Genomic DNA, 284 nt, shown 5'->3' with positions numbered 1-284 from the left:
GGTGGGTCGGTGGCCTGGTCGAGCAGCTCGCAGGAGCCGTCCGGGTGCAGCAGGACGGGCGGGGGGTGGCCGGCGCTGCTGTAGACGAGCAGGTGGCTGTGGCAGTCGACGAGGACCTGCACGGCGGTGGCGGCCAGGGCTCCCTCCACCGAGCGGGCGTACAGCCCCAGGACCTCCAGTGCCTGGGCGGGGCCGTGGACGGTACGGGTGGCGGCGCTCAGCGCGCTGCGGAGCCTGCCCATGACGGTGGCGGCCGTCAGCCCGTGGCCGACCACGTCGCCGAC

At 75.7% G+C, this 284-nt stretch carries 1 protein-coding gene; it reads right to left on the bottom strand.

Annotation, left to right across the window (positions count from 1 at the left end; genetic code table 11):
• On the bottom strand, positions 1 to 284 hold a 284-nt coding region (locus IO33_RS0142330; RefSeq protein WP_031174376.1), incomplete at both ends, for a PP2C family protein-serine/threonine phosphatase.

It is taken from the genome of Streptomyces durhamensis, assembly GCF_000725475.1.
Lineage (GTDB): Bacteria > Actinomycetota > Actinomycetes > Streptomycetales > Streptomycetaceae > Streptomyces > Streptomyces filipinensis.
This window is presented reverse-complemented; position numbering and strand designations above follow the sequence as displayed.